This window comes from Rhodococcus sp. B50, from assembly GCF_013602415.1.
GTDB lineage: Bacteria > Actinomycetota > Actinomycetes > Mycobacteriales > Mycobacteriaceae > Rhodococcus.
This window is the reverse complement of sequence record NZ_WPAG02000002.1, coordinates 417,768-441,459: the sequence shown is the minus strand read 5'-3', so window position 1 is coordinate 441,459 and position 23,692 is coordinate 417,768. Positions and strand designations below refer to the sequence as shown.

The 23,692-nt window shown below is 68.8% G+C and carries 24 protein-coding genes; 4 read left to right on the top strand and 20 right to left on the bottom strand.

Translation table 11 applies throughout. The features are described from left to right. Positions 1 to 14 precede the first annotated feature (14 nt). Positions 15 to 893 carry a universal stress protein gene (locus GON09_RS02340; RefSeq protein WP_213930431.1) on the top strand — a complete coding sequence of 293 codons (879 nt, stop codon included), beginning with the start codon at positions 15 to 17 and terminating at the stop codon, positions 891 to 893. A 19-nt stretch (positions 894 to 912) separates the two neighbouring features. Here GON09_RS02340 and GON09_RS02335 read toward each other — a convergent pair whose 3' ends face one another. The 6 genes from GON09_RS02335 to GON09_RS02315 all read right to left on the bottom strand — a co-directional run bounded on the left by GON09_RS02335 (position 913) and on the right by GON09_RS02315 (position 5,283). Then, positions 913 to 1,911, bottom strand: a complete 999-nt coding sequence (locus tag GON09_RS02335) for a sulfate/molybdate ABC transporter ATP-binding protein (RefSeq protein WP_213930430.1) — start codon at positions 1,909 to 1,911, stop codon at positions 913 to 915. Then, positions 1,908 to 2,714, bottom strand: coding sequence for a sulfate ABC transporter permease subunit CysW (cysW, locus tag GON09_RS02330; RefSeq protein WP_213930429.1), 807 nt, complete (start codon positions 2,712 to 2,714; stop codon positions 1,908 to 1,910). Before cysW ends, GON09_RS02335 begins: the two co-directional genes overlap by 4 nt. Then, positions 2,711 to 3,508, bottom strand: coding sequence for a sulfate ABC transporter permease subunit CysT (gene cysT / locus GON09_RS02325; RefSeq protein ID WP_213934232.1), 798 nt, complete (start codon positions 3,506 to 3,508; stop codon positions 2,711 to 2,713). The genes cysW and cysT overlap by 4 nt, the downstream gene beginning before the upstream one ends. Before the next feature lie 114 nt (positions 3,509 to 3,622). Continuing rightward, positions 3,623 to 4,654 carry a sulfate ABC transporter substrate-binding protein gene (locus GON09_RS02320; RefSeq protein WP_213930428.1) on the bottom strand — a complete coding sequence of 344 codons (1,032 nt, stop codon included), beginning with the start codon at positions 4,652 to 4,654 and terminating at the stop codon, positions 3,623 to 3,625. 156 nt (positions 4,655 to 4,810) lie between these two features. After that, a complete protein-coding gene (locus tag GON09_RS28955; RefSeq protein WP_374195379.1) occupies positions 4,811 to 4,888 on the bottom strand; it encodes an Ms4533A family Cys-rich leader peptide in 78 nt (25 codons plus the stop codon). 188 nt (positions 4,889 to 5,076) lie between these two features. Next, positions 5,077 to 5,283, bottom strand: coding sequence for a hypothetical protein (locus GON09_RS02315; RefSeq protein WP_213930427.1), 207 nt, complete (start codon positions 5,281 to 5,283; stop codon positions 5,077 to 5,079). Between the two features lie 66 nt (positions 5,284 to 5,349). Here GON09_RS02315 and GON09_RS02310 point away from each other — a divergent pair, with 66 nt between their 5' ends. Beyond that, positions 5,350 to 7,299, top strand: coding sequence for a glycoside hydrolase family 15 protein (locus GON09_RS02310; protein WP_213930426.1), 1,950 nt, complete (start codon positions 5,350 to 5,352; stop codon positions 7,297 to 7,299). Between the two features lie 7 nt (positions 7,300 to 7,306). Here GON09_RS02310 and GON09_RS02305 read toward each other — a convergent pair whose 3' ends face one another. The 3 genes from GON09_RS02305 to lepA form a co-directional block, all read right to left on the bottom strand. After that, positions 7,307 to 8,284 carry an ABC transporter substrate-binding protein gene (locus GON09_RS02305; RefSeq protein WP_213930425.1) on the bottom strand — a complete coding sequence of 326 codons (978 nt, stop codon included), beginning with the start codon at positions 8,282 to 8,284 and terminating at the stop codon, positions 7,307 to 7,309. A gap of 67 nt (positions 8,285 to 8,351) precedes the next feature. Continuing rightward, positions 8,352 to 9,284: an NAD(P)H-dependent flavin oxidoreductase gene (locus tag GON09_RS02300; protein ID WP_213930424.1), complete on the bottom strand. Its 933-nt coding sequence runs from the start codon at positions 9,282 to 9,284 to the stop codon at positions 8,352 to 8,354. Positions 9,285 to 9,319: 35 nt separating this feature from the next. Further along, on the bottom strand, positions 9,320 to 11,218 hold the full coding sequence (gene lepA, locus GON09_RS02295; RefSeq protein WP_374195377.1) for a translation elongation factor 4: 1,899 nt from the start codon (positions 11,216 to 11,218) through the stop codon (positions 9,320 to 9,322). 60 nt (positions 11,219 to 11,278) lie between these two features. On the opposite strand from lepA, the gene GON09_RS02290 reads away from it, so the two are divergent. Further along, on the top strand, positions 11,279 to 11,905 hold the full coding sequence (locus tag GON09_RS02290; protein WP_213930423.1) for a type II toxin-antitoxin system PemK/MazF family toxin: 627 nt from the start codon (positions 11,279 to 11,281) through the stop codon (positions 11,903 to 11,905). Between the two features lie 25 nt (positions 11,906 to 11,930). Here the strand turns inward: GON09_RS02290 and GON09_RS02285 are convergent, their stop codons facing one another. Further along, positions 11,931 to 12,752, bottom strand: a complete 822-nt coding sequence (locus tag GON09_RS02285) for an aquaporin (RefSeq protein ID WP_244865351.1) — start codon at positions 12,750 to 12,752, stop codon at positions 11,931 to 11,933. A 409-nt stretch (positions 12,753 to 13,161) separates the two neighbouring features. On the opposite strand from GON09_RS02285, the gene rpsT reads away from it, so the two are divergent. Beyond that, positions 13,162 to 13,422, top strand: coding sequence for a 30S ribosomal protein S20 (gene rpsT / locus GON09_RS02280; protein WP_213930422.1), 261 nt, complete (start codon positions 13,162 to 13,164; stop codon positions 13,420 to 13,422). Between the two features lie 129 nt (positions 13,423 to 13,551). Here the strand turns inward: rpsT and holA are convergent, their stop codons facing one another. The 10 genes from holA to GON09_RS02230 form a co-directional block, all read right to left on the bottom strand. Continuing rightward, positions 13,552 to 14,523 (bottom strand): DNA polymerase III subunit delta, encoded by a 972-nt coding sequence (gene holA, locus GON09_RS02275; RefSeq protein ID WP_213930421.1) that lies wholly within the window; start codon positions 14,521 to 14,523, stop codon positions 13,552 to 13,554. After that, entirely contained in the window at positions 14,520 to 16,877 is a 2,358-nt protein-coding gene (locus GON09_RS02270) for a DNA internalization-related competence protein ComEC/Rec2 (protein WP_213930420.1), read from the bottom strand. The genes holA and GON09_RS02270 overlap by 4 nt, the downstream gene beginning before the upstream one ends. Continuing rightward, positions 16,874 to 17,752, bottom strand: coding sequence for a ComEA family DNA-binding protein (locus GON09_RS02265; RefSeq protein WP_213930419.1), 879 nt, complete (start codon positions 17,750 to 17,752; stop codon positions 16,874 to 16,876). The genes GON09_RS02270 and GON09_RS02265 overlap by 4 nt, the downstream gene beginning before the upstream one ends. 146 nt (positions 17,753 to 17,898) lie before the next feature. Continuing rightward, entirely contained in the window at positions 17,899 to 18,747 is an 849-nt protein-coding gene (locus GON09_RS02260) for a DegV family protein (protein WP_213930418.1), read from the bottom strand. A gap of 5 nt (positions 18,748 to 18,752) precedes the next feature. Next, positions 18,753 to 19,535: a diglucosylglycerate octanoyltransferase gene (octT, locus tag GON09_RS02255; protein ID WP_213930417.1), complete on the bottom strand. Its 783-nt coding sequence runs from the start codon at positions 19,533 to 19,535 to the stop codon at positions 18,753 to 18,755. Continuing rightward, positions 19,522 to 20,100, bottom strand: a complete 579-nt coding sequence (locus GON09_RS02250; RefSeq protein WP_244865721.1) for a histidine phosphatase family protein — start codon at positions 20,098 to 20,100, stop codon at positions 19,522 to 19,524. Before GON09_RS02250 ends, octT begins: the two co-directional genes overlap by 14 nt. An 89-nt stretch (positions 20,101 to 20,189) precedes the next feature. Next, complete coding sequence (gene rsfS, locus GON09_RS02245) at positions 20,190 to 20,600, bottom strand: ribosome silencing factor (RefSeq protein ID WP_213930415.1); 411 nt, start codon at positions 20,598 to 20,600, stop codon at positions 20,190 to 20,192. Next, on the bottom strand, positions 20,597 to 21,310 hold the full coding sequence (gene nadD, locus GON09_RS02240; RefSeq protein WP_307854284.1) for a nicotinate-nucleotide adenylyltransferase: 714 nt from the start codon (positions 21,308 to 21,310) through the stop codon (positions 20,597 to 20,599). Before nadD ends, rsfS begins: the two co-directional genes overlap by 4 nt. 19 nt (positions 21,311 to 21,329) lie before the next feature. Next, positions 21,330 to 22,775 (bottom strand): vWA domain-containing protein, encoded by a 1,446-nt coding sequence (locus GON09_RS02235; RefSeq protein WP_213930414.1) that lies wholly within the window; start codon positions 22,773 to 22,775, stop codon positions 21,330 to 21,332. A gap of 1 nt (position 22,776) precedes the next feature. Then, a complete protein-coding gene (locus GON09_RS02230; protein ID WP_213930413.1) occupies positions 22,777 to 23,673 on the bottom strand; it encodes an AAA family ATPase in 897 nt (298 codons plus the stop codon). Between the last annotated feature and the right edge of the window lie 19 nt (positions 23,674 to 23,692).

Genomic DNA, 23,692 nt, shown 5'->3' with positions numbered 1-23,692 from the left:
CGCGAGGAGGCACCATGGGCACAGCCAACGCCGCTCACGGCATCGTCGTCGGGATCGACGGATCGGACAGCGCGGTCGATGCCGCTCGCTGGGCCGCCTGCGTCGCCCGGCGTCTCGGCGAACCGGTCGAACTCGTCCACGTGCATCCGCACGCCTCCGACGACGAGACCGAACCGTCGGAGGCGGTCCTCACCGCCGCGGAAGCGGCAGCGCGCGCCGCGGTCGACCGGATCGAGGTCCGCCGGTCCACGCCGTCGGGCAAGCCGGACAAGGTGCTCACCGACCTGTCGCGATCCGCACGGATGGTCGTCCTCGGCCACACCACCACCACCGAGTGGCAGTCGATGGTCCGGCGATCCGATGTCGTGTCGGTCGCCAACCACGCCGAATGCCCGGTCGTCACGTGGCGCAGCCGGGACGGATTCCGACCGCCCGACGGACGCCCGGTCGTCGTCGGAGTGGACGGCACCGAACTCAGCGCGGTCGCCGTCGAGCAGGCCTTCGCAACGTCTGCGGCACTCGAGGCGCCGCTCGTCGTGCTCCACACCTGGACGGATCAGTCGACACTGACCTACGGCGAAGGCTCACGATTCAGGGACTGGTCGGCCTACGTCGACTACCGGAAGAACGAGATGGTCGCGAACACGGCCGGATACACCGAGCAGTATCCCGACGTGGACGTCTCCTACCGGGTGGAGCGAGGCAAGCCCGACATCGTGCTGCTCGAGGAGTCGAAGACCGCCCAGTTGATCGTGGTGGGAAGCCACGGCCGAAGCCCCCTGGCCGCCTCGATCGTGGGCTCGAGCAGTCAGGGGCTGATCCACCACAGCTGCTGTCCGGTCATGATCTGCAGGGCCCGCCGCCGTGCGGAAGCGGATGCCGAAGCCCACTGACCTCGTTCACCTACCTCGTTCACGGCGCGAGGATGCCGAGCGGTTCGTCTTCCGACGCGGCAGGAGCGTGCGCGTAGACGATATCGCCGGCGACCAGTCGCAGGTCCTGGGCTTCGCCACGGGTGACCTGCGTCGTGAACTGCTCGCCGGTCGCGGCGTTGCGCAGTTCGATCCGGACCTCGAAGCCCAGCCGGACCACCCGCTCCACGATCGCCCGCGTGACACCGACCGCTCCACCGGAGGACTCGGGGAGGCCGGGCTGCCGAGCCAGCCGGATGTCGTGCGGGCGCACCAGCACACCGTTGAGCTTGGACACCGTCCCGAGGAACGACATGACGAAGCTGTTCGCCGGGCGATCGTAGAGTTCCACGGGCGTTCCGATCTGCTCGATGCGCCCGGCATTCATCACCGCGATGCGGTCGGCGACGTCGAGCGCCTCCTCCTGGTCGTGTGTCACCAGCACGGTGGTGACGTGGACCTCGTCGTGGAGGCGGCGCAGCCAGGTGCGAAGGTCGGCGCGGACCTTCGCATCCAGGGCCCCGAACGGCTCGTCGAGCAGCAGCACCTGGGGATCGACCGCGAGAGCACGGGCGAGCGCCATGCGCTGGCGCTGGCCACCCGACAGCTGTGCGGGATAGCGCCGCTGGAACCCGCCGAGTCCGACGATCTCGAGAAGTTCGTCGACCCGCCTGGTGATCTCGGCCTTCGGGCGTTTGCGGATCTTCAGTCCGAAGGCGACGTTCTCGCGCACCGTCATGTGTTTGAACGCCGCGTAGTGCTGGAAGACGAAGCCGATGTCGCGCTTCTGCGGGGAGATGTCGGTGACGTCCTCGCCGGCGATGTGGACGGTGCCCTCGTCGAGGGTCTCGAGGCCGGCGATCGAACGCAGCAGGGTCGACTTTCCCGAACCCGACGGCCCGAGCAGCGCGGTGAGCGAGCCGGTCGGGATGTCGATGTCGACGTCGTCGAGTGCGGCGAAGTCTCCGTAGTTCTTGCGCGCCCCGGTGACGGTGATCATTCGGTGCTCCTCTTCCGGTCGAGCAGGGTCATCAGCAGCAGCACGATCACCGCGATGGCCATGAGCAGGGTCGCGGCGCTGTAGGCGCCGAAGGTGTTGTGGTCGTCGATGTACCGGGCGTGGACGAGTAGCGTCAGCGTCTGGGAGACGCCGGGGAAGCCGGACGAGACCATGATGACCGCACCGAACTCGCCCAGCGCTCGCGCGACGGTGAGCACGATGCCGTAGGTCAGGCCCCAGCGGATCGCCGGCAGCGTGATGCGCCAGAAGGTCTGCCAGGTGTTCGCGCCGAGGGTGGCGGCGGCCTGCTCCTGCTCCTCCCCGATCTCGCGCAGCACCGGTTCGACCTCGCGCACGACGAACGGCAGGGTCACGAAGATCGTCGCGAGGACCATGCCCGGCAGCCCGAAGATGACCTTGAATCCGAGGTCCTCGACGGCCCCGAACCAGCCGCCGGCTCCCCACAGCATGATCAGCGCGACACCCACGACGATCGGCGAGACGGCGAAGGGCAGGTCGACGACGGCCTGCAACAGTCCCCTCCCGGGGAATCTGCCGCGGACGAGCGCCAGCGCTACGACGATGCCGAACACGACGTTCACTGGCACGACGATCGTGACGATCAGCAACGACAGGTTCAGGGCCGAGATCGCCGCGGGGGTACTGATCGACTCGGCGAACGCCACGATGCCGTTCTCGAAGGTGCGGTAGAGGATCACCCCGATCGGGACGAGCAGCAGAACGAACAGGTACGCGAGTGCGACGAAACGCAGCGACAGTCGGGATGCGAGGGACGGTTTCACCGGTCGTCCTCCTCTCGGCGCAACCCCCGGTTCGCGACCAGGCGTAGGACGAACAGCACGACGAACGCGATCGCCAACAGCGCGACGGAGACCGCGGCGGCGTTGACCGGCCGGTCGATCTCGATCTGCTGCTGGATGTACTGCGACGCGACCTGCGTCTTGTTGGGGATGTTGCCGCCGATGAGCACGATCGAGCCGTACTCACCGATGGCGCGGGCGAAGGCGAGCCCGGTGCCGCCGAGGATTGCCGGCGCGAGCACCGGCAGGACGACCGTGCGGAAGATCGTGAAGTTGCCGGCCCCGAGTGAGGCGGCGGCCTCCTCGACCTCGCGGTCGGCCTCGATGAGCACCGGCTGCACGGAGCGCACCACGAAGGGCAGCGTGACGAACGCGAGTGCGACCACCAGTCCCGGCTCGGTCGCGTTGAGTTGCACGCCGATCGGGCTCTGCGGTCCGTACAGCGAGAGCAGCACGATGCTCGCAACGATCGTGGGCAGGGCGAAGGGAAGGTCGATCAGGGCGTTGACGAACTTCTTCCCCGGGAACTCGTCACGGACGAGAACCCAGGCGATCACCGTGCCCATCACCGCATTGACGGCCGCGACGACGAGCGAGACGACGACGGTGATCCGCAGGGTCGCCAGCGCGGCCGGTGCGGTGATGGCGTCGACGAAGGTCCCGAGACCGTCCGAGACGGAGTGGAAGGCCAGGGCCGCGAGGGGTAGCAGGACGATCAGACTCAACCACAGGGTGGCGATACCGATGCCGAGTGGTCCCACGGCACCGGTGAACATCCGGCGACGCGATCGGGTGGGGGCCGCGGCGGACGGCCCGCGACGCGAACCCGCCGGGGCGGGAGACGAATCTCCCGTCCCGGCAGTGTGTTCCGAGAGGGTCACGCTCGTGCCCTACTTCGTGGCGTTGTCGTAGATCACGGCGATGGTACCGGTGCCGTCCGCGAACAGCTCCTCGTCGACGGTCTCCCAGCCGCCGAGATCGGCGACGGTCCACAGCTTCTCCGGCTGCGGGAACTCGTCGGCGAACTCTTCGGCGACGGCCGGGTCGACGGGCCGGAAGCCTGCTTCGGCCCACAATCGCTGTGCCTCGGTGGTGTACAGGAAGTCGTTGAAAGCCTGCGCGACCTCGGCGTCCTTCGCATTCTTCAGCACCGCTGCCGGGTTCTCGATCTTGAAAGTGACGGGCGGGGTGACGTGCTCGACGGGGTCGCCGTTGCGCTCGATGAACAATGCCTCGTTCTCGTAGCTCAGCAGCACGTCGCCGGTGCCCTGAAGGAAGGTCTCGGTGGCCTCGCGTCCGGACTTCGGCTGCACCTTCACGTGATCGGTGACCAACGCGGTGACGTAGTCGATGCCGGCCTGCGGGTCGGCGCCACCGTTGCTCTTCGCGGCGTACGGGGCGAGCAGATTCCACTTCGCCGAACCCGAGCTGAACGGGTTGGGGGTGACGACCTCGACGTCCGGGCGCAGCAGGTCGTCCCAGTCCCGGATGTTCTTGGGGTTGCCCTCACGGACCACGATGGTGACGACCGATCCGAACGGAATTCCGTTGTAGGCATTGTCCTTCCATCCCTCGTCGACCAGTCCTGCGTCGACCAGCCGGGTGATGTCCGGCTCGACGGAGAAGTTCACGAAGCCCGCCTCGGCACCGTCGCGCACCTTGCGGGACTGATCCCCGGAGGCGCCGTAGGACTGCTGGAAGACGACGCCCTCCCCTTCCTCGGTCTCCTGGAAGGCAGGAATCAGCGAGTCGAAGCCGACCTTCGGCACCGCGTAGGCGTAGAGGTTGACCGTGCCGCCGGATCCGTCGGCGCCGCTCTGCGCTCCGACCGTGTCGCTCGAACCTCCGGAGCAGGCGGTGGCGGTCAGGGTGAGCGCGGTGACCGCCGCGAGCATTGCGACGACGAGCCTGGAACGTTTCATGACGAGCCTCCTGAGGGGCTGTTTCGAGGGTGATGAATGCGACCCGACCCGGACGAGAGGGGGTTGCCGGGATCGGACCGGTCGAAATTCGCGAGGATGCGGAAGCCGGCAGGAACCGGGGAGATCCGGAGACGGGGACCGCAGAGAAGAAAAGAGTCAGCGACAACAGTCGATGTCGGCAACCGAAGGCATACCCACAGCGATCAACGCCAGTTCATGGCGGATGCAGGGCACTGTGGTCGCGGACACGCGGGAGAGACTAGCAGAGGTCGAAGGTCGACCGAAATCGACGATTCGGACATCGCGGATCGAGCACCGGAACCGGATCCGCGAGCAGGGGCACTCACATGGAGAGGAGCCATGCGACGACGACGATGATCAGCAGCGCGATCAGCGCCAGGGTCACGCGCGAACGCGGCATGTCAGCAATCCTCCGTCGTTGTGGCGGGCGAGTCCGTCTCTCCACGGCCGAGCATCCGAAAGACGCCGGCCATCGCCCGATCGAGCAACCATGCGACCCCGAAGCAGGCCGGCACCAGCACTGCCGATACCAGAGCCACCTGGGGGACGAAGGACAGGCCCGCGAGCCAGAGCTCGAAGCCGTCCCACCACGATGCCACCCGATCCATTGGCTACACCCTAGTAGGTTCGACAACCACCCTGCGATCCGCCCGGCCCGCGGTGATCATGGAGGGATGGACCACCATCACCACTCCTCATCACCGCTGTCGGGGGCACCCTTCCGACGGAGTCCGTTCCCACCCATCGACGACTACGCATTCCTCTCGGACTGCGAGAGCACCTGCCTGATCGCACGTGACGGCACCGTGGAGTGGATGTGTGTGCCCCGACCGGACTCTCCCAGCGTGTTCGGATCGCTGCTGGACCGCAGCGCGGGACATTTCCGGTTGTCGCCGCACGACCGCACGGTCCCTGCCTCACGCCGGTACCTGCCGGGTGGTCTGGTCCTGGAGACGACCTGGCAGACCGACACGGGATGGATGATCGTGCGGGACGCGTTGGTCATGGCCCCCTGGTACGACATCGAGGAGCGCTCGACGACGCATCGCCGGACCCCTTCCGACTGGGAGGCCGAGCACATGCTGCTGCGGACGGTGCGCTGCGTGAACGGGACTGTGGATCTGTATGTCAGCTGCGAACCCGCCTTCGACTACCACCGCGGCCGGACCGAATGGAGCTACACGGGCAAGGTCTACGAAGAGGCCACCGCGGTGTGCAGGAACGCACCGGACGAGCACCCGACGCTGCGCATGACGACGGATCTGCGCCTCGGGATCGAGGACCGCGAGGTCCGTGCGCGCCGTCGACTCCACAAGGGCGACACAGCGTTCGTCGCGCTGTCGTGGTCGGACTGCCCGATGCCGCACACCTTCGACGAGGCCATGGCCAAGATGGTCGCCACCCAGGACTACTGGCGGGAATGGATCACGACGGGCCGATTCCCGGATCACCCCTGGCGCACCTATCTGCAGCGCAGCGCCCTCACACTCAAGGGACTGACCTACAGCCCGACCGGGGCGCTGCTCGCCGCGTCGACCACTTCGTTACCGGAAACCCCTGGTGGAGAGCGTAACTGGGACTATCGCTACGCGTGGGTGCGCGATTCGACCTTCGCGTTGTGGGGTCTGTACACGCTCGGGTTCGACCGGGAGGCCGACGATTTCTTCTCGTTCATCCTCGACGTCTCGCGCGACGCGGACGGGGTGCGATATCCACTCCAGGTGATGTACGGGGTGGGTGGCGAGCGCGAACTGCCCGAGTCGACCCTCGAGCATCTGAGCGGCTACGACGGCGCCACCCCGGTGCGGATCGGCAACGACGCCTACCACCAACAGCAGCACGACATCTGGGGCACGCTGCTCGACTCGGTGTATCTGCATGTGAAGTCCCGCGGGCATTTCCCCCAGACGTTGCTGCACACGCTGCGCCGGCAGGTGGAAGAAGCGGCGGCCAACTGGCGCAAGCCCGATCGGGGAATCTGGGAGGTTCGGGGCGAACCGCAGCACTTCGTGTCCTCGAAGGTGATGTGCTGGGTGGCACTCGACCGCGGCGCGAAACTCGCCGAGCTCCAGGGCCGTCCCGACTACGCCCGGAAGTGGGCGGCCATCGCCGACGAGATCAAGGCCGACATCCTCGAACACGGCGTCGACGAACGCGGGGTGTTCACGCAGCGCTACGGGCATCCCTCACTCGACGCCTCCGCACTGCTGATCCCGTTGCTGCGGTTCCTTCCCGCGGACGATCCGCGGGTGCGGGCCACGGTGCTGGCGATCGCCGACGAACTCACCGAGGACGGGCTCGTACTGCGCTATCGGGTCGAGACGACCGACGACGGGCTCGCGGGCAAAGAGGGATCGTTCACCATCTGCTCGTTCTGGCTGGTGTCGGCGCTGGTCGAGATCGGCGAGGTGGAGCGGGCCGCCGCACTGTGCCAACGTCTGCTCGACTTCGCGAGCCCGTTGAAGCTCTACGCCGAGGAGATCGACACCGACACGGGACGGCATCTGGGGAACTACCCGCAGGCCTTCACCCACCTGGCGCTCATCAACGCCGTCGTCCATGTCATCCGCGCCGAACGCGAGATCGGAGCCGGTAACTTCCGGCCGGCGCATCTCGGCCCGTGACCCGGCGTCAGGTGCCGGCGACCGCCTCGAGCTGCGGACGGATCACGTCGAGGGCATAGCCGATCGACAGCGACGACGGCGTGTTGAACGCGACCACCGTGGGGAAGTCGACGACGGCGAGACCGCCACCGGTCACGGCGGGCAGCCGGTCGAAACCGGGCAGGGCCATCAGGTCCTGTTCGGTTCCACCGCGCGGCAGGATGATCAGAAGATCGGCGACCAGGGCGTCGACGCGTTCGGGGCCGAGCACGACCCGCCCCTGGGCGGCTCCGCCCTCGGCGACCAGCGCGGGCGGCAGCGTCATGCCCAGTTGCGAGAACAGGGCCGCCGCACCGTCATCCGGATCGGCGACCACGACGACCTGCTGCTCGTTCGTCACGTACTGCGACAACGCGGCGGTCCGGCCCTCCAGGCCCGGCAGAGCGGCTTCCTCGATGTCCGCGTTGCGGTCGGCGATGATCCGCTCCGCCTCGTCGGTACGTCCGAGGACCTCACCGAGTACCCGCACCTGTTCGTCCCAGCGGTCCACCCCGGTCTCGCCGAGAGGTCCGATCGTCGGAGCGACCGCGGAGATCGTGTCGTAATCGTTCTGCGAGGTGATCTGCCAGGCGCCGAGGATCAGGTCGGGTTCGAGGGCGGCGACCTCCTCGACGGGCACCGCTGTTTCCGCCGCCGAGCTCAGCGCCACCGCATCCGGGGAGACCTCGGTCTGCCAGGGGTACAGGCCGCGCTCGTCGCCGTACGAGCCGGCGCTGTGGTACGCGATGGGCTGCACTCCGAGTTCGACGAGGGCATCGAGCCATTGGCTGGAGGTCGCGACGATCCGCTCGGGGGCGCCCTCGATCGTCGTCGTGCCGTAGGAGTGCTCGACGGTGACGGTGTCGCCACCGGCGGTCGCCGGTTCGTCGGTGTCCGGGGAACATGCGACGAGGGTGGGAACGGCGAACAATACGAGCGCTACCGCGGAGAGAACGACTCGGCGCATGGGCGACCTCCATTCAGGTGAGGCTCACCTTAGCTCGAGTGCGGACGTCCGTGTACCGAGGCCGCTCTCAGCGGAACCGGGACAGCAGCGACTCCGCCTGCTCGGCGATCTCCCGGATCACCTCGCCCGCGGGTCGCTCGGACCGCACCAGCCCGGCGGCCTCCCCCGCATACACCACACCGATATCGGGATCGTCGCCCGTGTACGCGGCGGCGATGGCCTCCTCGTCGGCGCCCCGGCCGTGCCATTCGTCGGTGAACGCGTTACGCAAGGCACGCCCACCCCACCGCGCCGGCCACGGCTGGTGGCGGGCCTTGTCGAAGACGTCGGTGTAGACGGTGTCGGCGCTGCCCGCCTCGACGAGCCGGGTCCGGGCGTAGTCGGGGCCGACGGTCTCGGGACTCGCGAGCAGGGCCGTACCCACCAGGGCACCCTGTCCACCTGCCGCGAGCACCGCCGCCAGACCGCGACCGGAAGCGATACCACCTGCGGCGAGTACCGGCAGCGACGTCGACTCGAGCACCTCCTGCAGCAGAGGCAGGGTGCCGATCCTGCCGGTGTGCCCGCCGGCCTCGTGACCCTGGGCGATCACCGCGTCGACACCCGCAGCCTCGACGACCCGAAGATCGTCGATCGTGTTGATCTGCGAGAGCACCACGGCCCCGGCCTCGTGGACCCGCTCGACGTAGGGTGCGGGATCGCCGAACGAGAGCGTGACCAGCTGCGGCCGGTGCTCGAGCACGGCGGTGAGGAGGCTGTCGTCGTCGGCGAGCGCCCAGGTCATCAGGCCGAATCCGACCGGTCCGCCCCCGATCTCGCGGGCGGTGCGGACCTCCCCCGCGATCCACTCCGCGGTGTTGTACCGAGCGGCACCGATGAGGCCGAGACCGCCGGCACGGGTCACCTCGCCGGCAAGCCGCCCACCGGCACGTCCACCCATGGGCGCACCCAGCAGGGGAACGGAGATTCCGAGTTCACGGGTGAGCCAGGTGTCGAGCACGCGAATCCTTCCGATGGGCGTCGCCGCAGGGACGGCTACTTCTTCGGCTTGTCCGACGAGGCCTCCGACGACAGTGCGGCGACGAACGCTTCCTGCGGCACGTCGACCCGGCCGATCGTCTTCATCCGCTTCTTGCCTTCCTTCTGCTTCTCGAGCAGCTTGCGCTTACGGCTGATGTCGCCGCCGTAGCACTTGGCGAGAACGTCCTTACGGATCGCCCGGATGTTCTCGCGGGCGATGATCTTCGAACCGATGGCCGCCTGGACGGGAACCTCGAACTGCTGCCGCGGGATGAGTTCCTTGAGCTTGGTCGTCATCTTGTTGCCGTACGCGGCGGCCGCATCCTTGTGGACGATGGCGCTGAACGCGTCGACGGCCTCGCCCTGGAGCAGGATGTCGACCTTGACCAGGGCGGCTTCCTGCTCGCCGGCCTCCTCGTAGTCCATCGAGGCGTAACCGCGGGTGCGCGACTTGAGCGAGTCGAAGAAGTCGAAGATGATCTCGGCCATCGGCAGCGTGTAGCGCAGCTCGACGCGGGTCTCCGAGAGGTAGTCCATACCTCCGAGTTCGCCGCGCCGCGACTGGCACAGTTCCATGATCGAGCCGATGAACTCGCTGGGAGCGATGATGGTGCACTTGACGATGGGCTCGTAGATCTCGCGTGCCTTGCCCTCGGGCCACACGGACGGGTTCGTCACGACGACTTCCTCCCCGCCCTCGAGCACCACGCGGTACACCACGTTCGGGGCGGTCGAGATCAGGTCGAGGCCGAACTCGCGCTCGAGGCGTTCGCGGGTGATCTCCATGTGCAGCAGGCCGAGGAAGCCGCAGCGGAAACCGAAGCCGAGGGCAACGGACGTCTCGGGCTCGTAGGTGAGCGCGGCGTCGTTGAGCTGGAGCTTGTCGAGCGCGTCGCGCAGCACCGGGTAGTCGGAGCCGTCGACCGGATACAGGCCGGAGTAGACCATCGGGCGCGGTTCGCGGTAGCCGGTGAGGGGCTCCTCCGCACCGTTGCGGGCGGTGGTGACGGTATCGCCGACCTTCGACTGGCGCACGTCCTTCACGCCGGTGATGAGGTAGCCCACCTCGCCGACGCCGAGACCTGCGGTGGCCTTGGGTTCGGGCGAGACGATGCCGACCTCGAGCAGTTCGTGGGTCGTGCCCGTCGACATCATCTTGATCTTCTCGCGGGGGACGATCTTGCCGTCCACCACACGCACGTACGTCACGACGCCGCGGTAGGTGTCGTAGACGGAGTCGAAGATCATGGCGCGGGCGGGAGCGTCGGGGTTGCCGACCGGTGGCGGCACCTGCCGGATCACGGCGTCGATGAGTTCGGGGACGCCCTCGCCGGTCTTGCCCGAGACCCGGAGCACGTCGGACGGCTCGCAGCCGATGATGTTCGCGATCTCACCGGCGTACCGGTCGGGGTCGGCCGCGGGCAGATCGATCTTGTTGAGGACCGGGATGATCGTCAGGTCCTTGTCGAGCGCGAGGTAGAGGTTGGCGAGGGTCTGCGCCTCGATGCCCTGCGCGGCGTCGACGAGCAGGACCGCCCCCTCGCACGCCTCGAGTGCACGGGAGACCTCGTAGGTGAAGTCGACGTGACCGGGCGTGTCGATCAGGTGCATCACATAGTCTTCACCGTCGAGCTTCCACGGCAGGCGCACGTTCTGCGCCTTGATCGTGATGCCGCGCTCGCGCTCGATGTCCATGCGGTCGAGGTATTGGGCGCGCATCTGCCTCTCCTCGACCACCCCGGTGAGCTGCAGCATCCGGTCGGCGAGCGTCGACTTTCCGTGGTCGATGTGCGCGATGATGCAGAAGTTCCGGATCTTTTCGGGGTCCGTGAACGTGGTGTCGGCGAAGGTGCTGATGTCGTGCTCCTGACTCGGACTGGCAGCGGCCTGCAGACCGCGGTCACCCTGCAGAATATCCAAGTCGGGCGGCGGGCGGGACTTCGCCCGTGTGCGGTCCGGTTAAGCTCGGTTCCCGTGGCCGGTACATGGAAGAAGTTGGGCAGGCAACTGGGGCGTCTCGCCGTCGAGCAGGGGCCGAAGATCTACCAGCAGTTGCAGCAGTCCGGAGCGCTCGACAAGGCACGCGCCGCGCTGAGCTCGGCCGGTCAGGCCGGCACCTCCGGAAGCGGTACCACGGCGGCACCGAGGCCTGGTGCCGCGAAGACCTCCGCCGGCACGAAGCGCCCGGCCCCCGGCCGACCGGTGGCCTCGCGCACCACGCCGACCGCCCAGCGCGCGCGCCGCCTCGAATACTCCCCCGACCTGGACGGCCGCGCCGATCCGGGCGAGATCGTGTGGACCTGGGTGGCCTACGAGGACGACCCGACGCAGGGCAAGGACCGTCCGGTTCTCGTGGTGGGACGCGACGACTCGACGCTGCTCGGACTGATGCTGTCGTCGAACGCCGACCGCGACGGTCACCGCGATTGGCTCGGGATCGGCTCCGGACCATGGGACGCGGCGAACCGCCCGAGCTGGGTGCGACTCGATCGCGTGCTCGACGTCCCGGAGGACGGCATCCGCCGCGAGGGCGCGGTCCTTCCCCCCGCACGCTTCGATCAGGTCGCGGCCCGGCTCCGCACCGAGTTCGGCTGGAGCTGAACCGGGCCGCTCCCGAGCGCGGGGCTCAGGAGGCCCTGAGCCCGTACCGCCGTCCGAACAGGAAGGTGTAGACGAGGGCTCCGAGCGCGCCTCCGATGAGCGGGAACACGATGAAGGCCCACAGCTGCCCGAGCGCGCCGTCCTGGTAGAACGCGACGGCCAGACTGCGCGCGGGATTGACCGACGTGTTGTCGATCGGGATCGAGATCAGGTGGATCACGGCGAGGGTGAACCCGATGGCGATGCCGGCGATCGGTGCGTCGGCGACCTGATCGGTCGCGCCGAGCACCACGAACACCAGTACCGCCGTGAGCAGGACCTCGACGACGATCATCGCGCCGATGCCGTAGCCGTTCTCGAGTACACCGCCGAGCGGACCGCGCACGGCGGAGGGACTGTGTGCACCCCAACCGTTGGCTCCCAGTCCGTCGGCGGCACGGTCGTAGCTCGGCAGTGACGACGCCACCGCGTAGAGCGTCAGACCGGCGATCAGACCGCCGACGACCTGTGCGATCCAGTAGCCCACGGCACGCACCGGGGTCACGTGCCCGACGATGAGCTGCCCGAGCGTCACCGCCGGGTTCACGTGGCACCCCGAGATCGGGCCGATGGTGTAGACGAGGAACAGCAGGGTCAGGCCGAACGCCAGTGCGACGCCGAGCTGGCCGACACGGCTTCCGGCGAACACCGCGGTACCCACCGCGGAGAACACCAGAAGAAACGTCCCGATGGCCTCCGCCACGTACTTCCGCAGGTCGGAGAACTCACCGGGATCACGGATTTCCAGGGACGTCTCGCGCGCGAGATCTTCGTCGAGCCGGGATTCGGGATCGCGTGGGGGTTCCATGGGTCACCTCGATGTTCGCGGCCCCGCACGCAGGCGGAACCTGGTGGTAGAACACTTCGAGTGGATGTACCGCTGTCGATGTACCGCTACGGCGAACTCGCGTTCGCGCTGTGACGCAGATTACGCAAGGCGCGTGACCTCGACAACGACTTCGTGCGCAGTGGTGTGTCCGTCCATGGAGATGTCTCGAGCGACGACATGTCGGTGATGCCGAAATCGTTCTCCATGCCGGGCAGCCGACCTCGGACGAAACACATTCGTTCATGGACGAAATATCAGGGCGGCTGACGGGGGTGATCCGACCGCCGGTTTGGGCTTTGTGATCCGTTCTTGGTAGCCTTGTCCATCGGTGCTCAGATGCACCCAGAGCTTTCCTACCAGCTACCAGCAAGACGACAGGATTTTACGCGTGGCCAACATCAAGTCCCAGGTGAAGCGGATTCGCACCAACGAGCGCAACCGACTCCGGAATCAGTCGGTGAAGTCGTCACTGCGTACGGCAATCCGTTCGTTCCGCGAGGCTGCGGCCGCCGGCGACAAGAACAAGGCCAACGAGCTCCTCGTCGCCACCAGCCGTCAGCTCGACAAGGCTGTCAGCAAGGGTGTCATCCACGCCAACCAGGCAGCCAACAAGAAGTCTGCTCTCGCGAAGCTTGCCAACAAGCTCTGAGTTCATCGCTCCGAGGTAGTAGACGCAGGCTCTGCTTCCACGAAGGCCGTCCCCTCGCGGGGGCGGCCTTCGTGGCGTCCCAAAGGTAAGTGATCGTCGGTCGCTCGGCAGGGAAGAGCGGCGGCCGGCTCAGGCCGCCAGCTGCGCGATGACGCGCACGGCGTGTTCGAGGGCGTAGTCGGGGTCGGCCGCCGCCCCCTTGACGTCGGCGTTGAGCGCGGCCACCACCGTGAGCGCCGTGCCGATGGACGCCGGTGCCCACGTCCGCGCTTGGGCCTGGGCCTTCTTGACCTTCCACGGCGGCATGCCGAGCGACGAGGCGAGGGAGAACGGGTCGCCCCGACCGGCGGAGCCGACGCGGGCGATGGTGTGGACGGCGTCGGCGAGGGCATCGGCGAGCAGTACGTGGGCGACGCCGCGGTGCATCGCCCATCGCAGCGCTTCGAGCGCACCGGCGGTGTCGCCGGCCACGGCCTTCTCGGCCACATCGAATCCTGACACCTCGGCCTTGCCGGAGTAGTAGCGTCTCACCGCCGCGGCGTCGATCTTGCCGCCCGTGTCGGCCACGAGCTGACTGCACGCGGCAGCGAGTTCGCGGAGGTCGGATCCCACCGCTTCGATGACGAGCTGTTCGACGTCGCCGGAGACCCGCACGCCTGCGGCCTGAAACTCCTTGTGGACGAACGTGCGCACCCAAGCGGCCTTCTCCCCCGCTTTCGCGGGAGCGGCGCACATGTGCTCCTCGGCGCCGTACTTGCGGAGCGCGGGCACCATCGTCTTGGTGCGGCCCCCGCCGCTGTGAAGGATCACCAGCGTCACGCCCGGGGGCGGATCGGCCGCGACGTCGAGGATGAGCGCCGCGGCATCCTTTCCGGCGTCGGCGGTGGATTCGAGGATCACGATGCGTTCCTCGGCGAACAGCGACGGGCTCAGCAGCTCTGCCAGTTCCGGCACACCCGCGTCGCCCGCGCGGAGCCGGGAGACGGGCAGATCGCCCGGAGTGTCGCTGCGAGTGCGAACGTCGGACACGATCTGCGCGACAGCACGGTCGACGAGCAGTTCTTCCTCACCGAGGACCAGATGCAGGGACGCGTCGCTCACGGTTCGATCGTGCCACGCACGTCCGACACCACCGCGAGCGCCCCGGAACCGGCACGGACCACGGCGACGTCGCCGTGCAGGTCGGTGCGCAGTACGCGCGTCCCCATCGCGGCCAGCGTCGCGACGATCTCGGGGTGCGGGTGCCCGAAGAGGTTGTCGCGTCCGGCGCTGACGACGGCGATGCGCGGACGCACGGCGGTGAGGAAACGCTCGGGTGTGGTGCGGGATCCGTGATGCGGCACCTTCAACACGTCCGCTCGCACGTCGGTGCCGGATCGCACGAGCGCATCGAGCGCGGCCTCCTCGGCGTCACCCGGTAGCAGGACCCGTCCGACGACGGTCTCCACCGTCAACACGAGGGAGTCGTCGTTCTCGGAACGGCCGACCCCCGGCGTGTCGGGGCCGAGTACCCGGATGTCGAGGTCGCCCGCGCGCAGTACCGCACCGGCACGCACTTCCCGCACGACGACACCGATCTCGGTGGCCGGGCGGAGGACCTCCGCTGCGCCGTCGCGCCCGGCGCCCGGCCCGACCACGACCGCCCCCACGGACCTCCCGTCGAGGACGCCGCGGATCCCACCCGTGTGGTCGGCGTGCAGATGCGACAACACGATCAGCGCGACCTCACGAATCCGCAACCGGCGCAGGCACCGATCGATCGCCTCCGGCTCCGGCCCGGTGTCGACGACGACGGCAGGTCCGTCCCCCGTAGCCAGCACCAGCGCATCGCCTTGGCCGACATCGCATGCGACGAGCACCCATTCGGCCCCGGGCCAGCCGGGCCTCAGCACACGCACGGGCAGCCACACCGCCGCGACCGCCACCGCGACCACGAGAGCCACCGCCCGCGCCCGCCGGTCACGGACCACCGACCATGCAGTGACGACCAGCACAGCCGCGGTGAGTGCGCCCACCGGCCCGTCGGGCACCTCGAATTCGGCCGACGGCACCGACGCCGCACGGTCGGCCACCGCGATCAGCCACCACAGGAACGGGCCCGTGCCGCGTGCGAGTACTTCACCCGCCCACGGGAAGATGCAGGCGGCCACCGCCACGAGCGCGCCGAGGACCGTCAGCGGCGCGAGCACCGGGGCGACGAGAACGTTGGCCACGACCGACACGACGCTCACCGTCCCGTTCACCGCCGCGACGAGAGGCGAGGTCGCCGCGAAAGCGACCAGCGACATCGCCGTGACCTCCGCGACGGGCCGCGGCCACCCACGATCCGTCAGTCGAACCACCACGGGCGGCGCGGCGACGATCAGCGCCGCCGTCGCGGACACCGATAACGCGAACCCGACATCGACGGCGAGATCGGGCATCAGCACGAGCAGCACGCCGACCGCCGTGCACAGGGCGGGAAGCGCCTGTCGCTCACGGCCGGTCACGAACGCCAGCAGGCCGATCGATCCCATCGCCGCGGCACGCACCACACTCGCCGACGGGCGCACCACGACGACGAACGCGACGAGAGCCGTTGCGGCGAGGACGGTCCCGGAACGCGGACCGAGACCCGCCGCGCGCACGAGCAGCAGCACCGCCCCGAGGACGATACTGACGTTGGCGCCGGACACGGCCGTCAGATGCGTCAGCCCGGCCACCCGGAAGTCTTCGCGGACGTCGTCGGTCAGTGCCCCGGTGTCTCCCACGACGAGACCGGGGAGCAGTCCGGCCCGGTCGGCGGGAAGCACCGCGGAACTCACCTGCGCGAGGCGCTCTCGCACCGTGCCCGCCCACCGTTGCCACAGTGGTGGTGCGCCGATCGCCGTCGGCGCGGTCTCCGAGCGAAGTACCGCCAGCGTGGTGCCCGGCCCGGTGTCCGGCGCCGCTCGCACACGTGCGGTGACCTGTTGCCCGGGTAGGAGATCGCCCCACGAGTCGACCGGCGCGAAGACCACCACCGCTCCCCCGGTGTCGATGGCCCGACCACCCACCGTCACGTGCTCGAGCCGTGCCGGAATACGCACCCGGGGCGTGTCGTCGAACGCCGCCGCCCGAATCCGCCGTGGATCGTCGGTCGGGACGAGAACGACCGTGGCCCACGACCCGGTCTCCGCTGCGGAGGAGATCGGATGACGGTCGGCGGCCCACATGCGTAGTCCGGCGGCCGGTCCGAATCCCGCGACGACGGCCAGTACCGCGAGGAGGATCCACGTACCTCCGTGCCGGAGGTGGCCGGTCGCGGCGAGACGGATCGTCACCGCGCACCCGACGACGGCGACGATCGCCACGACGGTCACGATCCGCCAGCCGGTGTACAAGGCCAGCAGAGTCACCGCCCATGCGGCCAGCGCACACGGCACCAGCCGCGCGTCGAGAACTGCCGGGGTCGCGGTATCGCTGCGTGTGGTCACGCGGTCACCAATTCACGCAACCTCGCCAGCCGTGCAGGACCGATCCCGTCGACCTCGCCGAGTTGTTCGACGTCCGTGAACGGTCCGTTCGATTCTCGCCACGACACGATCGCCGCGGCCGTCACCGGTCCGACTCCGGGCAGCGCGTCGAGAGCGGCCTCATCGGCGGCGTTGAGGTTCAGCAGCCCACCTCCTTCCGGCGGACCGGCACTCGACGTCTGCGCGCTCACTATTCCACTCGAATGCGGAACAGGTTGGGGTGGTGCGATTCCCACGACGATCTGGTCGCCGTCTGCCACCCTCCGGGCCAGATTCAGGGCCACGAGATCGGCTCCTTCCGCAGCGCCGCCGGCAGCCTCGAGCGCGTCCGCGACGCGCGTGCCGGGTTGCAGCCGCACGAGTCCGGGGCGTGCCACCGCTCCCACGACACTGACGACGATCTCGGCCGTGCCCGGCTGTGTCACATCTGCCGTACCCGGCTGCGCCGCTTCTGCCGCCCTCGGTCGGATCGCAGCCGAGGGCGCCACCGATTCCACGACTTCGACCCGTGGGAGGGGTGGCACCGGTTCGGCGACCGGCCGATCGCGCCATACGACGACGAGGGCCACAGCGGCAGCGAGCACTCCGATCCCTGCGAGAGCAGCGGTCCCCCGCCGCCCCGTATCCCATCGCGCGGCGCTCAGCCGATCGGCGAACCGCTCCCGGACGGCGTCGGAGCGACCGGGTTCGTCGTCACCGTCCGGGTCCGCCCATGGATGATCGTCGTTCGCCGACCCGTCGTTCGTCCAGGGCGGTTCCGCGGGCATGCCCGTCGAGGAGCGTGTGATCGCGCCGAGACGGGTACGCGCGAGGTCACAATGGTCACTGCTCGCCATGCCGCGACGCTAACGCGGTCCACGTCGACCGAGTCCCGCGTCCTCACCGATCCGGCAGAGGCTGTGGATGACTCGCACCCCTGTGGACGGACATTCGGATCGGTCCCTGCCGGAGCGATGCGGTCAGGGGCGTGGTGTAAAGAGGTTCAGTCCTCCGAGATGCCGGATGCCCCGGTTGCTGCGGACGCGACGACGACACCGACCGCGCCCGGTCCGACGTGCGCGCCGAGCACCGCATCGAGTTCGGACACGATGATCTCGGTGCCGTCCGGGAGTCGCTGTGCGAGCTGATCGGCGAGGGTGCGCGCACGGTCCGGCGCGTCGCGATGGTGCACCGCGACGAGCGGTTCGTCGCCGATGTCCGTGACCGCACCGTCGACGAGTTTCGCCATCGCCTTGGTCATCGTGCGGGTCTTCTCCCGTAGGACGAGCTTGCCGTCGGCGATGTGCAGGACCGGCTTCATTGCGAGCGCGGTACCCAACAATGCTGTGGCCGTGCCGATCCGGCCGCCCCGGCGCAGATGGTCGAGCCGGTCGACGACGAGCAGGGTCCGGGCGGACGCCGCGACCTCCCCCGCCCGGTCGTACACCCGCGCCAGATCGGCTCCGGCCCGGGCGGCACGCACCGCTTCGAGAACGGCGAATCCGGATCCCATTGCGGTGTTCCGCGAATCGACGAGCCGGATACGGTCGCCCAGCGATTCCGCGGCGTGCCGGGCGGCGTCCCACGTGCCGGACAGCACACGCGAGAGATGCACGGCGACCACACCGTCGCCGCCGCTGGCCTCGAGCGCTTCGGTGTAGGCATCGGTGAGTTCGGCGGGCGACGGCCCGGAGGTGGTCACGCTCGACAGATCATCCGGCAACTCGTCGACGCCCTCGCGGAGGTCGCGTCCGGCTGCGATGATATGCAGCGGCACTACGCGGATGTCGTACCGCCCGACCAGTTCGGGGTCGATACAACTCGACGAATCTGTGACGACGACGACGGACACGACGCCTACCGTAGGCCCTCCACCGGGACTTCCGCATCCCGATGCACGATCCGGACGGCGTCGCCGACTGCGGCGGCGACGCGCCGGTGTCCTTCCCAGCCCCAGTGGATCCCGTCGGGATTCGCCTCGTCGGAGAAGACGTTCTCCCGCACCGCCTCGGCGAGATCGACGAGGGGAACCGACTTCTCGGCCGCCCAGCGGGTGATCGCACGCGCCGCGGGGAGCCGGCCGGCATGGACCGACCGGTACTGTTCGCTGCGGTGCACCGACGGCAGGGTGCCGATGACGGGCAGATCGGGACGCATGTAGGCAAGTGCGTCCCTGATCGTTTCGAGATATTCGACGCTGACCCGCGGCGGGAGCGCCACTGGGCGGCCGAGCGGCGACAGTCGCGGCTGCACCCACCCGTAAGCGGTGCGTGCCGCCCGGCGCAGAGCCGGTGGGCGGATGTAGCGCAGGCCTTCCCGCAGGGCGGTGGGCAGCGGCGACGGCAGGGTGTCCATACCGCCCACGGCCAGGACGACGGCTCCGGCATGCGGAATCGCGGCCCACACGCGCGGATCCTGGGTCATCGCCCACCACGCGTCGCGTGTGGTCCACCCGATCCGGGCGACGAGTTCGACGTCCCACCCGAGTTCGGCCGCGACCAGGTTGGGCCAGATCTGCGGATGGTCGGCGGGCAGGCCGCCCTTCGGGCCGTAATAGCTCAACGAATCGCCGATCACCAACAGGACCGGACGTCGCGGGGCGGCGTCGGCCTCGATCGGCGTCGACTCAGAGGACGTCATCGGGCGACACCGTGGCCGATGCGTTCCACACGTCGAGGCGCCAGGACGGCGCCTCTCCGTACCCGCTGAGCTGCGCCCAGCCGGTGTTCCCCAGACCACCGAAGACGGGCCAGCGGTCCACCGGCAGATCGAGCAGCGCCGCGGTGAGCGCGGCGATCAGACCGCCGTGCGCGACCAGCACGATGGGCCGGTCGCTCCAGTTCTCGTACTTGTCGAGCAGTTCACCGACGACGGCGATGCTGCGCCGCGCCACGTCCACCCGGTTCTCGCCTCCCGGCGGTGCCCAGGTCGCGTCCGCGCGCCACGCGCTGCGCGCCCCCGGGGCGACGGCATCGACCTCGGTGTGGGTCAGACCCTGCCATTCGCCGAGATGCGTCTCGCGCAGTCGCATGTCGATCTCGACGGGCAATCCGATGCGGTCGCCGAGCGCCGTGGCCGTGTCGTAGGCGCGGCGCAGATCCGACGAGACGACGGCGAGCGGATCGAAGCGGGCGATCACGTCGGCGACGGCGAGCGCCTGCCGGCGCCCGAGCTCGGACAGGTCGGTGTCGATCTGCCCCTGCATCCGGCGGGTGGCGTTGTACTCGGTCTGACCGTGCCGCAGCAGGACCAGCTGACGCACCCGAGGGCTCTGCGTGCCCTCCCCCGGACGACTCACACGTCCTCCGGGGAGTCGACAGCGGCGTCGAGAGCGGAGCGGGGGCCGCCCACACCGTCGACCTCGATGGTCGGGCAGTCCTTCCACAGACGGTCGAGGGCGTAGAAATTGCGCTCGTCCTCGTGCTGGATGTGCACCACGACGTCGACGTAGTCGAGCAGCGTCCACCGTCCTTCGCGGGTGCCCTCGCGGCGGACCGGCTTGTGTCCGGCCAGGCGCAGCTTCTCCTCGACGTTGTCGACGATCGCGTTGACCTGACGCTCGTTGGGCGCGGACGCGATGACGAAGCAGTCGGTGATCACCAGCTGCTCGGACACGTCGAGCACCACGACATCGGTGGCGAGTTTCTCGTCGGCGGCCAGGGCTGCGATTCGGGCCATCTCCGTGGCTTCTGCCGTTGCGCTCACTGCGTGCTCTTTCTCTCGATGGGGCCGGGGGTGTTTCCGTCGAACACCGGGACGGGATCTCCGTCGCGGTGCGTATTCGTGCGGTAGAGCCGGCGTTTGCTGATGTACTGCACCACTCCGTCGGGCACCAGATACCAGACCGGGCGATTCTCCCGGGCTCTCCTGCGGCAGTCCGTGGAGGAGATCGCCAGGGCCGGGATCTCCACAAGACTCACCGCCTCGGCGGGAAGATCGTCCAGATGCGGTGCCAGGTGTTCGGCGTGCAGGTCGTATCCGGGTCGGGACACCCCGACGAAACGTGCGAGGTCGAACAGGGTTTGCCAGTCCTGCCAGGACAGGATCGATCCCAGGGCGTCCGCACCGGTGATGAAGTACAGGTCCGCGTCGGGATACTGCGTGCTGAGATCTCGCAGCGTGTCGACGGTGTAAGTGGGTTTGCGCCGATCGATGTCGACGCGGCTGACGGAGAACCGCGGGTTGGATGCGGTCGCGATCACCGTCATCAGGTAGCGGTCCTCGGCGGCACTGACCTCGCGTCCGGTCTTCTGCCAGGGTTGCCCCGTGGGCACGAAGATCACTTCGTCCAGGTCGAAGCTCGCGGCGACCTCACTGGCCGCCACGAGGTGTCCGTGATGGATCGGGTCGAACGTCCCGCCCATGACGCCCAGGCGGCGCCTGGGGGCCGAGGGCCGATCCGTTGGCTGATGCACGGTTGTCCAGCTTACGGGTTCACACGGGGAGCAGACTCGCCACCACCGTTGCGAGCTGCTGCGCCGACCGGCACTCGTGCATCGTGACGACCTCGCTGTAGACGCGGGCGGCCGAGTCGCCGGAACCCCATTGTCCCTTCGGCTCGGGGTTGAGCCAGTGCGCGTGGCGCGCGACGGACACGAGATGTTCGAGGGCCTCGAGGTTCGGATTGCGGTAGTTGGTGCGGCCGTCGCCGAGGATCAGCAGCGAGCTGCGGCTGGTGACGGCGTGGGCGTGGTTCTCGGCGAAGCTGCCCAGCGCGTTGCCGTAATCGGAGTGACCGTCGTAGGTGATCAGCTTCGCTTCCCGCAGCATGCGCGACATCGACTCGCCCAGATCGGTGCCGGCCGAGAAGTAATGGGTGACCTCGTCGGCGGTGTCGATGAACGCGAACACGCGTACACGGGAGAATTGTTCGCGCAGTGCGTGCACGAGCAGCAGCGTGAAGTGGGAGAATCCGGCGACGGAACCGGAGACGTCGCACAGCACGACGAGTTCCGGGCGCGCCGGACGGGGCTTGCGGTTCACCAGGTCGATGGGCACACCGCCGGTGGACATGGACTTGCGCAACGTGCGGCGCAGGTCGATGGCGCCGGCGCGGGCACGGCGGCGGCGCGCCGCGAGGCGACTCGCGAGCAGCCTCGCGAGCGGCATGACGCTGCGGCGCAGGGTCACGAGTTCCGCATCGGAGGCACGCAGGAAGTCGACTTCCTCGGCGAGCTTGGGCACCCCGTACTTCTCGACGCGTTCGCGGCCGAGCTGTTCGGCGGTGCGCCGGCGGGTCTCGCGCTCGACCATGGCCCGGAAATCGGCGATCCGCCGGGCCGCGGTGCGACGCGCGACCTCGCTCTCGTAGGCGGCGTCGTCGCGTTCCTCACGGGCGCTGTTCCCGAGGAGTCCCTCGAGGATCTTCGTCAGCAGGGTGTCCGGCGAGACGTCCCGGAGCGCCTGGTAGGCCGAGAAGGACGGACCGTTCGACGATGCGTACTGACCGAGTTCCTCCACGACGGCCGAGACGAGCATCTCCGTGGCCTCGAGCGCCTCCGGTGACTCGTCGGACAGCAGTTCCGCGAGCAGGTCGCGCAACGCATCGAAGTCGACCTCCCCTGCCGGGGTGCGCGGGATGCTCACGTGCGGGCCGGCGGCCTCGCGCCGTCCGATCGCGGGCGGAAACCACAGGTCGAACAGGGCGTCGAAGGTCGGGCGGTGGGTCGCACGGCGGAGCAGGGTGCAGGCGAGACCTTCGCGGAAGGCGTCCCGGTCGAGGAGGTCGAGCACCGTCATCACGCGTCCGGCGTCGACGGTCTCGGACGGGCCGACCGCGATGCCGCGGCGACGCAGCGCCTCCACGAACCCGACCAGGTGCCCGGGCAGTCCGTGGGGTGCCGGCGGCGCCGCGGATCCGGGAAGGTGCGCTGCGGCCATGTCAGTTCAACCGGAGCTCGGCGGTCGCGCGGACCTGATCGGACTGGTGTTTGAGGATCACACCGAGCGTGCTGCGCACCGCGTTGTCGTCGAGGGTGTCGAGTCCGAGAGCGAGCAGGGTGCGGCCCCAGTCGATGGTCTCCGCCACCGACGGCACCTTCTTGAGCTGCATGCCTCGGAGCACCCGGACCGTGCGCACGAGTTGTTCGGCGAGGGCGTCGGGCAGGTCGGGCACCCGGCTCGCGAGGATCCGGCGTTCGAGATCGGCGTCGGGGAAGTCGAGGTGCAGGAACAGGCACCGCCGCTTGAGCGCCTCCGACAATTCGCGGGTGGCGTTCGAGGTGAGCACCACGAACGGCTTCCGGGTGGCGCGGATCGTGCCGAGTTCGGGCACCGTGACCGCGAAGTCGCTGAGTACCTCGAGCAGCAGACCTTCGATCTCGACGTCGGCCTTGTCGACCTCGTCGACGAGCAGCACCGTCGGATCCTCCCGGCGGATCGCGGTGAGCAACGGCCGCGACAGCAGGAACTCCTCGGAGAAGACGTCCTCCTTGGTGCGGTCCCACGACTCACCCGCCGCGGCGGTCGCCCCCGCCGACTGGATGCGCAGAATCTGCTTGGCGTGGTTCCACTCGTACAGCGCACGGGATTCGTCGACCCCCTCGTAGCACTGCAGGCGCACCAGTTCCGCCTCGGAGGTCTCAGCGACGGCCCGGGCCAATTCGGTCTTGCCGACGCCCGCGGGTCCCTCGATCAGCAACGGCTTGCCGAGACGGTCGGCGAGGAAGACCGCGGTGGCTGTGGATTTGTCGGCGAGATATCCGGTGCCGGCCAGACGGTCGATCACGTCCTGGACGTCCGCGAAGATCGGCGGGGTGGTGGGCAGCGCACGATCCACGCTGGTTCCTTTCGTCGGA